Origin of the sequence: Nonomuraea sp. B5E05, assembly GCF_039880665.1 — a bacterium.
GTDB lineage: Bacteria > Actinomycetota > Actinomycetes > Streptosporangiales > Streptosporangiaceae > Nonomuraea.
Genome location: NZ_JBDPMJ010000012.1, coordinates 1 through 13,484, shown reverse-complemented (window position 1 = coordinate 13,484; position 13,484 = coordinate 1). Strand labels below are relative to the sequence as shown.

Annotated in this window: 14 protein-coding genes and 1 pseudogene; 9 read left to right on the top strand and 6 right to left on the bottom strand. The window is 70.1% G+C overall.

Going from position 1 to position 13,484, the window contains the following annotated elements; all coding sequences use genetic code 11:
* The first annotated feature begins 18 nt into the window (after positions 1 to 18).
* The 5 genes from ABGB01_RS22835 (at position 19) to ABGB01_RS22815 (ending at position 4,696) form a co-directional block, all read left to right on the top strand.
* Positions 19 to 330, top strand: a complete 312-nt coding sequence (locus ABGB01_RS22835) for a hypothetical protein (RefSeq protein ID WP_347775564.1) — start codon at positions 19 to 21, stop codon at positions 328 to 330.
* Between the two features lie 83 nt (positions 331 to 413).
* Positions 414 to 2,078 carry an energy-dependent translational throttle protein EttA gene (gene ettA, locus ABGB01_RS22830; RefSeq protein WP_347775563.1) on the top strand — a complete coding sequence of 555 codons (1,665 nt, stop codon included), beginning with the start codon at positions 414 to 416 and terminating at the stop codon, positions 2,076 to 2,078.
* Between the two features lie 519 nt (positions 2,079 to 2,597).
* Positions 2,598 to 3,110, top strand: coding sequence for a VOC family protein (locus ABGB01_RS22825; protein ID WP_347775562.1), 513 nt, complete (start codon positions 2,598 to 2,600; stop codon positions 3,108 to 3,110).
* A gap of 54 nt (positions 3,111 to 3,164) precedes the next feature.
* A complete protein-coding gene (locus tag ABGB01_RS22820; protein ID WP_347775561.1) occupies positions 3,165 to 3,572 on the top strand; it encodes a Zn-ribbon domain-containing OB-fold protein in 408 nt (135 codons plus the stop codon).
* On the top strand, positions 3,569 to 4,696 hold the full coding sequence (locus ABGB01_RS22815; protein WP_347775560.1) for a thiolase: 1,128 nt from the start codon (positions 3,569 to 3,571) through the stop codon (positions 4,694 to 4,696). The genes ABGB01_RS22820 and ABGB01_RS22815 overlap by 4 nt, the downstream gene beginning before the upstream one ends.
* A gap of 62 nt (positions 4,697 to 4,758) precedes the next feature.
* Here the strand turns inward: ABGB01_RS22815 and ABGB01_RS22810 are convergent, their stop codons facing one another.
* A complete protein-coding gene (locus ABGB01_RS22810; RefSeq protein ID WP_347775559.1) occupies positions 4,759 to 5,913 on the bottom strand; it encodes an acyl-CoA dehydrogenase family protein in 1,155 nt (384 codons plus the stop codon).
* Positions 5,914 to 6,021: 108 nt separating this feature from the next.
* On the opposite strand from ABGB01_RS22810, the gene ABGB01_RS22805 reads away from it, so the two are divergent.
* Complete coding sequence (locus tag ABGB01_RS22805; protein WP_347623903.1) at positions 6,022 to 6,633, top strand: helix-turn-helix domain-containing protein; 612 nt, start codon at positions 6,022 to 6,024, stop codon at positions 6,631 to 6,633.
* On the opposite strand, the gene ABGB01_RS22800 is transcribed toward ABGB01_RS22805, so the two are convergent.
* Together ABGB01_RS22800 and ABGB01_RS22795 are read right to left on the bottom strand one after the other, a co-directional pair.
* Positions 6,620 to 7,444, bottom strand: a complete 825-nt coding sequence (locus tag ABGB01_RS22800) for a MaoC/PaaZ C-terminal domain-containing protein (RefSeq protein ID WP_347775558.1) — start codon at positions 7,442 to 7,444, stop codon at positions 6,620 to 6,622. The two genes, ABGB01_RS22805 and ABGB01_RS22800, sit on opposite strands and share 14 nt — an antisense overlap.
* A gap of 1 nt (position 7,445) precedes the next feature.
* Positions 7,446 to 8,345 (bottom strand): SDR family oxidoreductase, encoded by a 900-nt coding sequence (locus tag ABGB01_RS22795; protein ID WP_347775557.1) that lies wholly within the window; start codon positions 8,343 to 8,345, stop codon positions 7,446 to 7,448.
* A gap of 69 nt (positions 8,346 to 8,414) precedes the next feature.
* On the opposite strand from ABGB01_RS22795, the gene ABGB01_RS22790 reads away from it, so the two are divergent.
* The 3 genes from ABGB01_RS22790 to ABGB01_RS22780 are packed head-to-tail and all read left to right on the top strand — an operon-like array spanning position 8,415 to position 11,445.
* Entirely contained in the window at positions 8,415 to 9,842 is a 1,428-nt protein-coding gene (locus ABGB01_RS22790) for an MFS transporter (RefSeq protein WP_347775556.1), read from the top strand.
* Between the two features lie 14 nt (positions 9,843 to 9,856).
* Positions 9,857 to 10,285: a thioesterase family protein gene (locus tag ABGB01_RS22785; protein WP_347775555.1), complete on the top strand. Its 429-nt coding sequence runs from the start codon at positions 9,857 to 9,859 to the stop codon at positions 10,283 to 10,285.
* The gene (locus tag ABGB01_RS22780; protein ID WP_347775554.1) at positions 10,282 to 11,445 is read left to right on the top strand and encodes an MFS transporter; all 1,164 of its coding nucleotides are present in this window, start codon (positions 10,282 to 10,284) and stop codon (positions 11,443 to 11,445) included. Before ABGB01_RS22785 ends, ABGB01_RS22780 begins: the two co-directional genes overlap by 4 nt.
* On the opposite strand, the gene ABGB01_RS22775 is transcribed toward ABGB01_RS22780, so the two are convergent.
* The 3 genes and pseudogenes from ABGB01_RS22775 to ABGB01_RS22765 all read right to left on the bottom strand — a co-directional run.
* Positions 11,440 to 12,948 (bottom strand): glycoside hydrolase family 13 protein, encoded by a 1,509-nt coding sequence (locus ABGB01_RS22775; RefSeq protein WP_347775553.1) that lies wholly within the window; start codon positions 12,946 to 12,948, stop codon positions 11,440 to 11,442. The two genes, ABGB01_RS22780 and ABGB01_RS22775, sit on opposite strands and share 6 nt — an antisense overlap.
* 18 nt (positions 12,949 to 12,966) lie before the next feature.
* Complete coding sequence (locus tag ABGB01_RS22770) at positions 12,967 to 13,347, bottom strand: globin (RefSeq protein ID WP_347775552.1); 381 nt, start codon at positions 13,345 to 13,347, stop codon at positions 12,967 to 12,969.
* A 35-nt stretch (positions 13,348 to 13,382) separates the two neighbouring features.
* Positions 13,383 to 13,484 (bottom strand): annotated as a pseudogene (locus ABGB01_RS22765) (IS982 family transposase); the annotation flags it as partial.

Sequence of the window (13,484 nt, the reverse complement as noted above, 5' to 3'; positions counted from 1 at the left end):
TCTCGTTCGAGATCAGGCGTGCCGCCGCCCGGTCACAGCGCGGGCACGGAGCACATCACCCCGGCCGGTCTCGGCGAGCACGCGAAGGTGATGGCCGCTCTGCTCCCCGGGCTGATCGACGTGGTCTCCGAGCACATCACCGCGGCCCACTTCCCCGGGGACGCCTCCACGATCGTCTCGGCGGCGGTGATCCTCGACGACGTCATCGACACCATCCGGGCGAACGGCCTGGACGACGGCGTGCTCAGCGCTGGGCGGGCCGCCGTTCAACGGGCGATCGACGCCGGGCACGGGTCAGCCGGATTCTCGCGCCTCGCCGTGCTCTCCTAGGTGCCCGCCCGCGTGGATACGGTCGGAGGCCCGACGGAGGGGAGCGGCGGAAGCCTGGGCCAGGAGCCCCTAAGCTAGAGAACATGCCGGAGTACATCTACACGCTGCAGCGCGTGCGCAAGGCGCACGGCGACAAGGTTGTCCTTGACGACGTCACCCTGTCGTTCCTGCCCGGAGCCAAGATCGGTGTCCTGGGGCCGAACGGCACCGGGAAGTCGACGCTGCTCCGGATGATGGCCGGCCTGGAGCAGCCGTCCAACGGCGAGGCGAAGCTCATGCCCGGCTTCTCGGTGGGCATGCTCCAGCAGGAGCCGCCGCTCAACGAGGAGAAGACCGTCCTCGGCAACGTGCAGGAGGGCGTCGCGGAGACGATGGCGATGCTCCAGCGCTACAACGAGATCGCCGAGCAGATGGCCACCGACTACAGCGACGAGCTGCTGGAGGAGATGGGCAAGCTCCAGGACCAGTTGGAGCACCGCAACGCCTGGGATCTCGACAGCCAGCTCGAGCAGGCGATGGACGCCCTGCGCTGCCCGCCGCCCGACGCCGACGTGACCAAGCTGTCCGGTGGCGAGCGCCGCCGGGTCGCGCTGTGCAAGCTGCTGCTCGAGGCGCCCGACCTGCTGCTGCTCGACGAGCCCACCAACCACCTCGACGCCGAGAGCGTGCAGTGGCTGGAGCAGCACCTGGAGAAATACGCGGGCACCGTGCTGGCCGTCACCCACGACCGCTACTTCCTGGACAACGTCGCCGGCTGGATCCTCGAGCTCGACCGGGGCCGCGCCTTCGCCTACGAGGGCAACTACTCCACCTACCTGGAGGCCAAGGCCCAGCGGCTCAAGGTCGAAGGGCAGAAGGACGTCAAGCGCAAGAAGCGCCTTGAGGACGAGCTGGAGTGGGTCCGCTCCAATCCGAAGGCCCGCCAGACCAAGAGCAAGGCCCGCCTCCAGCGCTACGAAGAGATGGCGGCCGAGGCCGACAAGCACCGCAAGCTCGACTTCGACGAGATCCAGATCCCGCCGGGCCCGCGCCTCGGCACCACGGTGATCAAGGCCGACGACCTCACCAAGGGGTTCGGCGACCGCCTGCTGATGGAGAAGCTGACGTTCGACCTGCCCCGCAACGGCATCGTCGGCGTCATCGGCCCCAACGGCGTCGGCAAGACCACGCTGTTCCGCATGATCACGGGCTCGGAGACGCCTGACAGCGGCTCCATCGTGGTCGGCGACACCGTCCAGATCTCCTACGCCGACCAGACGCGCGGTGGCATCGACCCCGGCAAGAACGTGTGGGAGGTCGTCTCCGACGGGCTCGACCACATCAAGGTCGGCAACGTGGAGATGCCGTCGAGGGCCTACATCGCGGCCTTCGGCTTCAAGGGGCCCGACCAGCAGAAGAAGGCGGGGGTGTTGTCCGGCGGCGAGCGCAACCGGCTCAACCTGGCGCTCACCCTCAAGCAGGGCGGAAACGTGCTGCTGCTCGACGAGCCCACCAACGACCTCGACACGGAGACGCTGTCGTCGCTGGAGAACGCGCTGCTCGAATTCCCGGGCTGCGCGGTGATCACCTCGCACGACAGGTGGTTCCTCGACCGCATCGCCACCCACATCCTGGCGTGGGAGGAGGGCTCGAACTGGTTCTGGTTCGAGGGCAACTTCGCCGACTACGAGAAGAACAAGATCGAGCGACTGGGCGCCGACGCCGCCCGTCCCCACCGGGTCACCTACCGGAAGCTGCACCGGGAGTGATCCGCCCGGACGGGGAGCTGTAAGACAAGATCTGCCCGTAACGGGATCTGTCCGTACAAGAGCTTCATCCTTTACGGCACAGCCAAGGTCACGCCATCCGCCGACCGTGGCTGGTGGCCTCCAGGGTGACGCCCGCTGACCCGCACGACGGGCCCGCCGTTACGGCGGGCCCGTCGGCCGTCTGGGTGGTGACACGGCATGGGCTCGGGTGTGTCTCCTGGGCATGCGCCGTCCGTGCTCTGCCCAGGGTGCGAAGTCAGCCGCTTACGGCGTTTCGTGTTGCGCCACCCTGACGGCGACCGCAAAAGGGTCGCGGATCCGCGTCCTCGGATCAGTCGGCCATCCACGGCGCTTACGCGACCCCCGGCGAGCCCTGTGCGGTGCCGACACCCGCCTGGGGAGTGGTGGCCGGCTCCGGACATCCCTGGCTGTGACGGCGCTCGGACGTCCGTCAAGGCGGTGCGAACCGCGACCGCTAGAATCGGATTCTAGGATCGCCCCCACCTAAGGAGCCCCGCGTTGGATCTCGAACTCGACGGCCTCGATGTGTCCTTCGACCACACCGCCGTGGCCGCTCCGCGGATCAGGGATCTGCTGCCGATCTACCGCGACCTGCTGGGCGGCCGGCATCTGGGCGGCGGTGGCGACCACCGGATCGCCGGCTACCGCACGTTGCAACTCACGTATGCGAACGGCGGCAAGGTCGAGCTCATGGAGCCCTTGTCGGGCTCGACGTTCTTCGACAGCTTCTTCGAGCTCACCAGAGGCAGGGGCGGCGTTCACCATCTGAACTTCCATGTCCGCGACCTGGACGAGGCGGTTGCCAGGCTGACCGCCCGCGGCTACCGGCTGCACGGCCTCAACACGGCCGACCCGCGCTGGCGTGAGGTGTTCCTGCATCCGAAGGAGGCGCATGGGGTGCTGATCCAGCTCGCCCAGCCGGGGCCGCGCCTTCCCGGCGACTCCCGTCCGACGCTCGAAGAGGTGCTGTCGGGCCGGGGCAGGGACGGCGACGGTGTCCCGAGCCCTTGAAGGGCTGCCCGAACTGGATCTAGAGTGAAATTCTAGAACCAGATTGGGGAGCCGATGAAACCGGTACCTAAGCCCACGCCCGAGACCCAGCCGTTCTGGGACGGCACGGCCGCGGGCGAGCTCAGGATCCAGCGTTGTCAGACGTGCGCGCGGCACTACTTCTATCCCCGGCCGAGCTGCCCCCACTGCGGCGGCGACCAGGTCGAGTGGGTACGCGCCAGCGGCCGCGCGACCCTCTACTCGTACGTGATCAATCATCGGCCCGCCCCCGGCTTCGAGGACGATGCCCCCTACACGATCGCGGTGGTCGAGCTGGAGGAGGGCGTGCGCATGATGAGCAACATCGTGGGAGTTCCCAGCGCCCCCGAGAACCTGTCGCTCGACATGGAGCTGCGGGTGGTGTTCGAGCAGCGGGGGGACGTGCACGTGCCCCTCTTCGAGCCCGCCGGAGGCCCCAGATGACCGTCGTGATCGCGGGCGCCGCCGAGACCGATGAGCTGGGCCGCCTTCCCGGCCACTCGACCATGCAGCTCCACCTGGAGGCCGCAAGGAACGCGCTCGCCGACGCGAGCATGACGAAGGGCGACATAGACGGCATCGCCACGGTCGGAACCCCGGGCCCGATCCAGATCGCCCACGCCCTGGGCATCACCCCCGCCTGGCTGGACGGCACGGGCGTGGGCGGCTCGTCGTTCCTTTTCCACGTACGCCACGCCGCCGCCGCGATCCGCGCCGGCCTGTGCCGGACGGTGCTGATCACCCATGGCGAGTCCGGCAGATCACGGGTGGGAGCGGGCCGTTACGGAACGGGCCCCGACTCGCTGATCGGGCAGTTCGAGCTGCCGTACGGGGTGGCGGGCCCGACGACGTCGTTCACGATCACGGCCCTGCGCTACATGAAAGAGACCGGCCTGACGCACGAGCAGCTGGCGGAGGTCGCCGTGGCCCAGCGCCGGTGGGCCCATCTCAACCCGCGCGCCCTCTACCGCGACCTGATCACGGTGGACGACGTGCTCGCGTCGAGGATGGTGGCGTACCCGTTCCACCTCCTGGAGTGCTGCCTGGTGACGGACGGCGGTGGCGCCCTGATCGTCACGTCGGAGGAGCTGTCCCGCCGGCCGCCGGTCTACCTGCTGGGGTCGGGGGAGTCGGCGGAGTCTCCGATCATCTCGCAGATGGAGGACTTCACCACGTCGAAGGCGTTCCGGCTCTCGGGCGAGGCGGCTTTCGCCGAGGCCAAGATCGGCCATGACGACGTGGACCACCTCATGGTGTACGACGCCTTCGCCCACGTGCCGATCTACGGCCTGGAGGACCTGGGGTTCGTCGGCAGGGGAGAGGCCGGAGCCTTCATCGCGGAGGGTCACACGTCACCGGGCGGCCGCCTCCCCCTGAACACGAACGGCGGCGGCCTGTCGTACACGCACACGGGGATGTACGGCATGTTCGCCATCCAGGAGTCGGTGCGGCAACTGCGCGGTGAGGCGGCGGCCCAGGTGCCGGGGGCGGAGGTCGGTGTGGTGCTGGGGAACGGCGGCATGTTCGCCTCGGCCGCCACCCTGGTCCTCGCCAACCGCCTCCCCTGATCCCCGGACCTTTTGATCTCCGCCTGGGTCGTCGACCTCTGTCCCCATCCGGGGAGCCGCGATCACTCCCCGATCAGGCCGAGCCTCGCGTGTCCCTTGATCAGGTTGCGTGCGATCGTGCGCCGCTGGATCTCGTCGGTGCCCTCGAAGATGCGCAGCAGCCGCAGCTCCCGGTACCACCGCTCGATCGGCAGCTCCTTCGTGTACCCCATGCCCCCGTGGATCTGCAGCACCCGGTCGACCACCTGGTTCGCCATCACGGCCCCGTTGAGCTTGGCGATCGACGAGGCGTGCCGCGCGTCCAGCCCTTCCCGCACCCGCCACGCCGCGTACAGCGTCAGCCACTTCGCCGCCTCGATCTCGACCTGGGAGTCGGCGATCATCCACTGGATGGCCTGGTACTCCGCGATCGCCCGCCCCATGGACTTGCGGATCTTGGCGTAGTCGACGGCCATCTGCACCATGCGCTCGGCGGAGCCGATGGCCCGGGCCGGGATCATGTAGCGTCCCTGCCCGATCCACTCCATGGCCAGCTCGAAGCCTCTGCCCGGCTCGCCCAGGATGTTCTCCTCCGGCACCCGTACGTCCTCGAACACCAGCGAGGCCGGGCCCCACTGCCCCATGGTGGGGATCGGCTCGGAGCGCCAGCCCATGTCGCGGTCCACCAGGAAGCACGTCACGCCGTACGGCTCGGCCACGGCGAACACCATGACGAAGTCGGCCTCGTTGCCGCCCGTGATGAAGGTCTTCTCGCCGTTGAGGATCCACTCGGCGCCGTCCCTGACGGCACGGGTGCGGATGTTGCGGGCGTCGGAGCCCGCGCCGGGCTCGGTGATCGCGAAGCAGGAGCGGCGCTCGCCCTCGATGGTGGGGAGCAGGTAGCGGCGTTTCTGCTCCTCCGTGCCCGCGTAGAGGATGTTGTCGGCGCTGCCGCCGAACGAGAACGGCACGAACGTCCTGCCGAGCTCCATGGCGATGATCGCGGACATGACCGGGCCCAGGGCGGCGCCGCCGTACTCCTCGGGGGTGTTGATGCCCCAGAAGCCCGACTTCCTGGCCTTGGCCCGCAGGTCGCGAAGGGCGTCCGCGTCCAGCGCCGGGCGGCCTTCGCGCTCGTTGCGCAGGACCTCGGGCTCCAGCGGCATGACCTCCTTCTCCACGAAGGACCGTACGGTGTCGCGGATCTGGCGTTCCTCGGTGGTGAGCGAGAAGTCCACGGCCGCCTCCCGGAAATTTCTAGAATATTTCTCTAGGAAAAGGTTCTAGTCGATGGGGTCTCGTGTCAAGAATGAAATTCTAGAATTAGGCGCGGTAGGATGGCCCGCATGGCACGCAAGTCCTCGTGGGAGTGGAGCCGCACGGCCCAGACCCGCAAAAGCATGTTGCGGGCGGCTCGCGAGGTCTTCAGCGAGCACGGCTTCGCCGAGTCCAACGTCGCCGAGGTGGTCGCCCGAGCCGGGTCCAGCGTCGGCAGCCTCTACCACCATTTCGGCGGCAAGACCGAGCTCTTCCTGGCCCTCTACGAAGACCATCAGGCGGCGCACGAGCAGGCGTCGGCCGCCAGCGTGGCCAAGGCCAGGAAGTCCGGCGTCGACGACCCGGTCGAGCTGCTCATCGCCGGCGCCCGCGCCTACCTCGACGGGGCGTGGGAGCGGCGCGACCTGGTCAGGCTGTTCATCGACGGCGACGGGCCGCCGGGGTTCGAGCTGCTGCGCCGCACGCGGGGCAGGGAGTGGGTACGCCAGAACGCCGTCCTGCTCGGGGCCGGCGGCGACGCGCTCGCCCGGTTCACCGTGGCGGTGCTGACCAGCATCATCGGCGAGGCCGCCCGCGAGGTCGCCACCTCGGACACGGAGGAGGAGGCCAGGGAGGTCATCGAGGCGGCGATGAAGCTGATCCGCCGCCTCGACCCCCTCAAGGACATCACCGACGACTGATCGTGGCGCGGCCCCGGTCGATCACCACGGTGCCGTCGTCCTTGGCGGTCCTGAAGCGCACGTCCTCGCCGTCCACCCAGATCGACACCGTGAGCGACTCCCCGGGGAAGACGGGGCTGGTGAAGCGCCCCGACATCGCCCGGAAACGGCCGGGGTCCGATCCGGCCACGGCGTGCAGCAGCGCCCGCCCGCTCACGCCGTACGTGCAGAGCCCATGGAGGATCGGCCGGTCGAAGCCCGCCCTGGCGGCGAACTCGGGGTCGCTGTGCAGCGGGTTGTAGTCGCCGGACAGGCGGTAGAGCAGCGCCTGCTCCGGCACCGTCGGATAGGTCACCTTGTGGTCGGGAGCCCGGTCCGGCGGAGCCCACGCGTCGCGCGGCCCCCGGTCGCCGCCGAACCCGCCCTCGCCCCTGATGAACACCGCGCTGCGGCTGGAGATGACCGGCTCGCCCGTGTCGAGGTCCACGGCCCGCGCCTCGGAGGTCACCAGCGCGCCCGAGCCCTTGTCGTAGATGCCGGTCACCTTCGAGGTCGTCCGCACGCCGCCCTCGGGAGGCAGCTCCCTGTGCAGCTCGAAGCCCTGCTCGGCGTGGACCAGCAGGGCCCGGTCGAAATCGCCCAGCCGTTGCCCCGGCAACTGCGCGGCCAGCACCGCGAACGTCGGCAGCACCCGCTGCCCCTTCTCCGTGGTGAACTCCAGCTCCGAGGTGCCCGCGCCGACGCCGAGCGCGTACAGCATGGTGTCCCTGGCGGTCCAGGTGCGCTCGTGGGCGGGGCCCTCGACACCGACGATGGAGTGGTCGAGCGGCATGTCAGTCCTCCCCTCCGGGGATGCGGCCGTTGGTCATCGCGTTGGGCGCGGCCTTGTCGACCAGGGCGGGGATGACGCCGCCCAGCTCGGCCGGGTCCCACCGTGAGCCCTTGTCGACGCCCGGCCCCGCGTGCCAGCCCTCGGCGACGCTGATCGCGCCTCCGCGCACGTTGAACACCCGGCCGGTGACGCCGCGGGCCTCGGCGCTGGACAACCAGACCACCAGGGGCGCGATGGCGTCGGGGTCGGCGCCCGTGACGCCGGCGGGCATGAGGTTCTCGGTCATGCGGGTCAGCGCGGCGGGGGCCACGGCGTTCACGGTCACGCCGTAGCGCTCCAGCTCCTTGGCCGCGATGACGGTGAGGCCCGCGATGCCGGCCTTGGCGGCGCCGTAGTTGCCCTGCCCCGGGTTACCGTAGATGCCGGAGGACGAGGTGGTGTTGATGATCCGGGCATCCACGTGTTCGCCCGACTTCGCCTTGGCCCTCCAATAGGCGGCGGCATGGCGCAGCGGTGCGAAGGTGCCCCGGAGGTGCACCCTGATCACCGCGTCCCATTCCTCGGCCGTCATGTTGACGAGCATCCGGTCCCGCAGGATGCCCGCGTTGTTGACCAGCACGTCGAGGCCGCCGAAGTGGTCGACGGCCGAGCGGATCAGCCGCTCGGCGCCGTCGAAGTCGGAGACGTCCTCGCCGTTGACGACGGCCTGGCCGCCCATGGCCTCGATCTCCGCCACCACCTCGGCGGCCGCTCCGGACGAGCCGGTGCCGTCGACCGCGGCGCCCAGGTCGTTGACCACCACCTTCGCCCCCTGCCTGGCGAACTCGAGCGCGTGCCCGCGCCCGATGCCCCTGGCCGCACCTGTGACGATCACCACGCGGCCTTCGACGATCCCGCCCATCCGACACCTCGCTCCTCCACCGGCTGACGAAATAAGATTCTAGTATCGAAATCTAGAAAGGACAGGCCCTTGCCGGCTGCCACCCCCTTAGGCCATGCGTGGCGGACCCTGTCGGTCGTGAGCCTGGCGAGCGTGCTGACCGGTCTCGGCGGCAGCGCGATGAACGTCGCCCTGCCCGAGATCGCCAGGCACACCGGCGCCGACGCGACGGCCGCGGGCTGGATCCTCCTCGGCTTCCAGTTGACCACGACTGTGCTCATGGTGGTGTTCGGGCGGCTGGCGGATCTGTTCGGCCGGCGCCGGCTGTACCTGCTCGGGCTGGCGACGTACACGGTGGCCGCGCTGCTGGCGGGCCTGGCTCCGAACGCGTGGGCCATCGTTGCCATGCGGGTGGTCCAGGCGGCGGGGGCGGCCATGCTGCTCACCAACAGCGCCGCACTGGTCAGCGACGCGTTCCCGCGCGAGCGGCTGGGGGAGGGCATGGGAGTCTACGTGGCCTCGTTCTCGATCGCCGGGCTGATCGGGCCGACGCTGGGCGGGGTGCTGGCCGACGGTCTCGGCTGGCGCTGGGTGTTCTGGTTCAACGTGCCGATCGGGGTGATCTGCCTGGTGTGGGGCGCGCTCGTGTTGCGCAGGACCGTCCCCGACCGCCGCGACCGCGGGCTCGACCTGTCCGGGAGCGTGCTCGTGCTGGTCACCCTGGGCGGGCTGTTGCTGGCGCTGTCGGAGTTCACCCGGCTCGGCTGGGGGCACCCCGTGGTGCTGGCCGGGCTCGCATGCTTCGCCGTGGGGCTGCCGTTGTTCCTGGTCAGGGAGCGGCGGGCTGCGCACCCGGTCGTTGACCTGGGCCTGTTCCGCGACCGGGCCTTCTCCTTCGGCACGCTCGCGTCGTTCCTCAACGCCGTCGCGCGCATGGGCATGGTGTTCCTCGTCGCCCTCTACTTCCAGGCGGTGCGCGGTGACGATCCCGTACAGGCGGGGCTGAAGGTGCTGCCGCTTGCCGTCGCGGCGATGACCGCGTCGGTGGTCTCGGGCTTCCTGCAGCGCCTGATGAGCGCCCGCACCCTGGCCGTGGCCGGGGCCTCGGCGACCACGTGCGGGCTGGTGGTCATGCTGGTGGTGATGTCCTCGACCATGCCGTACGCGGCGGTGGCGGCGGGGCTGGTGCTGATCGGGCTCGGCTCGGGCGTGTTCATGCCCTCCAACACCACCGCCATCCTGGACGGCCTGCCCTCGGCGCGGCTCGGCATCGTCAACGCCATGCGGCTCATGCTGCAGAACACGGGGAACGTGGTGGGCACCGGCCTGGTCCTGTCGATCATCACCGCGCCGCTCCCCGCCGCGCTGCACGAGCAGGTGTTCGCGGGCACGCTCTCCCACCTGCACGGCGGCGCGGTCGAGCAGCTCGTGACCGGCTACCGCTGGGCGCTCGCCGCCATGGCCACCGTCTCCGTGCTGACCGTGCTCGCCTGCCTGGCCCGCCGCAGATCCTCCTGACCGGGGCAGGTACGGTGACTGACGTGGTTGAACGCACTCCGGCCCAGCGCCACCTCTACCCCAGAACGGTGAGATTCGCCGACGTCGACTCCCAGGGCCACGTGAACAACGTGCGCTTCCTCGACTACCTGGAGGACGCCCGTTTCGGCATGTTCCACATCGATCCGCACAACGCGGGTGACGAGCCGTTCAAGGGCCTGGTGGTCACCCGGCACGAGATCGACTACCGCCGCCCGCTCGGCTTCCGCGCGGAGCCGGTGAGCGTCGAGACGTGGGTGACGGAGATCAGGCCGGTGCGCTTCACCCTCGCGTACGAGATCCGCGACGACGACGCGGTCTACGTCACCGCCACGTCCGTGCTCGCGGCCTACGACGTCGAGCGGGCGGCCCCGCGCAGGCTCTCGGAGAGCGAACTGGCGTACCTCAAACGTTTCTCCGCATGAAACGCTGGCTGATGCTGGCGCTGGGGGTCAACGCCCACGCCAGCGTCACGCTGGGGCTGTTCGGCCTCCCCCTCGTCATTCCGGCGATAGAGCGACATTTCGGCGTTCCGTTGGCCGTGGCGGGGATCATAGCGAACGCGCCCTCCCTGGGTGTCCTGCTGGCGCTCGTGGCCTGGGGCGCGCTGGCCGACCGGCACGGTGAGCGGGTGATCCTGGGCACGGGCGTGGGCCTGGCCGCCGTGTTGTTCGCCGCCGTCGCGTTCGCCGGCCAGATCTGGGCGGTGATCGGGCTGCTGGCCCTGGCCGGGGCCGGGGGCTCGGCCGCGATGGTCGGCGGCGGGCGCATCGTGCTGCGCTGGTTCGAGCCGCCGGAGCGCGGCCTCGCCATGGGGCTGCGCCAGGTCTCCTTCACCCTCGGCATGGCCGCCGGGGCGTTCGTGCTGCCGCCCATCGCGCAGGCGCACGGCCTGGCCGGCGTGCTGTTCGTGTGCGCCGGCACGAGCCTGCTGGCCGGCGTGCTGGCCGCGATCTTCCTGGCCGAGCCGCAGCGCGCGATCTCCGGATCGAGCGCGGCGCCGCAGGGCTCGCCGTACCGGCAGCAGGCGTTATGGCGGGTGCACGCCACCAGCGCCCTGCACGTGCTGCCGCAGATCGTGGTCAGCACGTACGGCGTGACCTGCCTCGTACGCCTGTACGGATGGGACGAGGTGGCGGCCGGACGGCTGTTCGGCGTGGCGGCGATCGCCGGGGCAGGGGTGCGCATCGCGGCCGGTCGCTGGTCCGACAGGGTCGGCCTGCGCATGCGGCCCCTGCTCCTGATCACGGTCTGCAATCTGGGCGTGATGGCGCTGCTGGTGACCGGTACCCTCTCGGGCACCTGGCTCGGGCCCGCCGCGCTCGCGCTGGCCGCGGTGATGACCGTGGCCGGCAACGGGCTCGCCTACCTGACGGCGGGCGAGCTCGCCGGGCCCACGTGGGCGGGCCGGGTGCTCGGCACCCACAACACCGTCCAGAACGTCGTCTCCGTCGTCGTCACGCCGATGGCCGGCGTGCTGATCACGAACGTCGGCTATTGGGCCGCCTTCGCCGCGGGGCTGGGAGGCGCGCTGCTCTCGCTGCCCGTCATCCCCTTTCGCGGCGAGGACGGCGAGCGGTTATGACGTGCTGCGCAACCACACGGCCGTGTCGGGCGGCAGCAGGTCGCCCCTCAGCGGCCCGCTCGCCAGCAGCACCTCGTCGTGCTCCGGCAGGCGCACCGGCCGGGGGCCGCAGTTGAGTGCGCAGATCAGCGGCCCGCGGGTGAAGAAAAGCACTCCTTCGGGAGACTTCAGCCACTCCAACGTATAAGGAATGGATCGCGCCAGGTCACGGCGGCAGGCCAGGGCCCTGCGGTAGAACTCGAGCGTGGATCCGGCGTCTCCTGCCTGCTTCTCGACGCTCAGCTCCGCGAACGTGACCGGCTGCGGCAACCACGGCCGCACCCCGCCGGGCGCGAACCCGTGGGAGGGCGGATCGACCGTCCACGGGATCGGCACCCGGCACCCGTCACGCCCGGGCAGCTCGCCCTTCGACTGGAAGAAGATCGGGTCCTGCCTGGCCGCGTCGGGCAGATCGCTCACCTCGGGCAGCCCCAGCTCCTCGCCCTGGTAGAGGTAGGCCGAGCCGGGCAGCGCCAGCATCGTGAGCACCGCCGCCTTCGCCCGCGCCAGCCCGGTGACGGGGTCGTCGGGCGCGTAGCGGGTGCGGTGGCGTACGACGTCGTGGTTGGACAGCACCCACGTCGCGAACGGGACGGCGGACAGCGTGTCGTCGATCACCTTCCGGAACGCCGCCGCCGACCAGGGCGCCTGCAACCAGGCGAAGTTGAAGCTCTGGTGCAGCTCGTCGGGCCGCACGTAGAGTGCGAGGTCCTCGGAGCTGTCGGTCCACACCTCGCCGACGGCCATGCGCTCGCCCGGATAGCCGTCCAGCACCTTGCGCCAGTCGCGGTAGACGTCGTGCACCTCGGGCCGGCCCCACACCGGGGAGGCCGCCTTGAACGACTGGTCGCCGATGTCGGGCAGCCCTTCCGCCTTGTAGAGCCCCATCGCCACGTCGATGCGGAACCCGTCGACCCCGCGGTCCAGCCAGAACCGCAGGATGTCGAGGAACTCCCGGTGCACCTCGGGGTTGCGCCAGTTGAAGTCGGGCTGCTCCGGCGCGAACAGGTGCAGGTAGTGCTGGCCGTCCTCGACCTGCGTCCAGGCGGGCCCGCCGAAGGTGGACTGCCAGTTGTTGGTCCGGTCGCGGAAGAGGTAGCGCTCGCGGCCCTCGCCGCGCAGCGCCGCCTGGAACCAGGGGTGGGCGGAGGAGCTGTGGTTGGGCACGATGTCCACGACCACCCGCAGCCCGTGGTCGTGCGCGCCGGCGACCAGCGCGTCGAAGTCGGACAGCGTGCCGAACAGCGGGTCGACGCCGCGGTAGTCGGCGACGTCATAGCCGCCGTCGGCCATGGGCGAGGGGTAGAACGGCGTCAGCCAGATGGCGTCCACCCCCAGCTCGCGCAGGTAGGGCAGGCGCTCGCGCACTCCGGCCAGATCGCCGACGCCGTCACCCGAGGCGTCGGCGAAGCTGCGAACGTAGATCTCGTAGACGACGGCATCACGCCACCAGGGGATATCCATGTGGCGTGTCATGCCCCGTTAGGTGGGTGAGTTCACCAGGCTGTGGGCCGCGTAGACCAGGTAGTCCCAGAGCCGGGTCTTCAGCTCCTCCGGCAGATCGAGCGAATCGACCGCGTCGCGCATGTGCCGCAGCCAGGCGTCGCGCTCGGTCTCGCCGATCACGAACGGCATGTGGCGCATGCGCAGGCGGGGGTGCCCGCGCTGCTCGCTGTAGGTCTTGGGGCCGCCCCAGTATTGGATCAGGAAGCCCCGCAGCCGATCTTCCGCTCCCGTCAGGTCGGGCTCGGGATAGAGCGGCCGCAACACCGGGTCGTCCGCGACCCCCTCGTAGAAGCGCTGAACGAGGCGCCGGAAGGTCTCTTCGCCCCCGACGGCGTCGTAGAAGGAGGTCTCAGTCACGCTCACCAGCCTAGACGAGTAATTCCGATCTCCGGTCAATGGTCGTAGGCGATCAGTGACCGGGTGATCGGGGCGTTGGTCGCGTTGTTGTGCCAGATCGCCGCCGCCAGCGCAAGAAGGCGCTGGGCGACGCGGAT

Excerpts from the sequence above, each read along its gene's own strand:
- ettA (WP_347775563.1), top strand. The coding sequence starts at position 414 with ATGCCGGAGTACATCTACACGCTGCAGCGCGTGCGCAAGGCGCACGGC.
- ABGB01_RS22820 (WP_347775561.1), top strand. The coding sequence starts at position 3,165 with ATGAAACCGGTACCTAAGCCCACGCCCGAGACCCAGCCGTTCTGGGAC.
- ABGB01_RS22815 (WP_347775560.1), top strand. The coding sequence starts at position 3,569 with ATGACCGTCGTGATCGCGGGCGCCGCCGAGACCGATGAGCTGGGCCGC.
- ABGB01_RS22805 (WP_347623903.1), top strand. The coding sequence starts at position 6,022 with ATGGCACGCAAGTCCTCGTGGGAGTGGAGCCGCACGGCCCAGACCCGC.
- ABGB01_RS22800 (WP_347775558.1), bottom strand. The coding sequence starts at position 7,444 with ATGCCGCTCGACCACTCCATCGTCGGTGTCGAGGGCCCCGCCCACGAG.
- ABGB01_RS22795 (WP_347775557.1), bottom strand. The coding sequence starts at position 8,345 with ATGGGCGGGATCGTCGAAGGCCGCGTGGTGATCGTCACAGGTGCGGCC.
- ABGB01_RS22780 (WP_347775554.1), top strand. The coding sequence starts at position 10,282 with ATGAAACGCTGGCTGATGCTGGCGCTGGGGGTCAACGCCCACGCCAGC.
- ABGB01_RS22775 (WP_347775553.1), bottom strand. The coding sequence starts at position 12,948 with ATGGATATCCCCTGGTGGCGTGATGCCGTCGTCTACGAGATCTACGTT.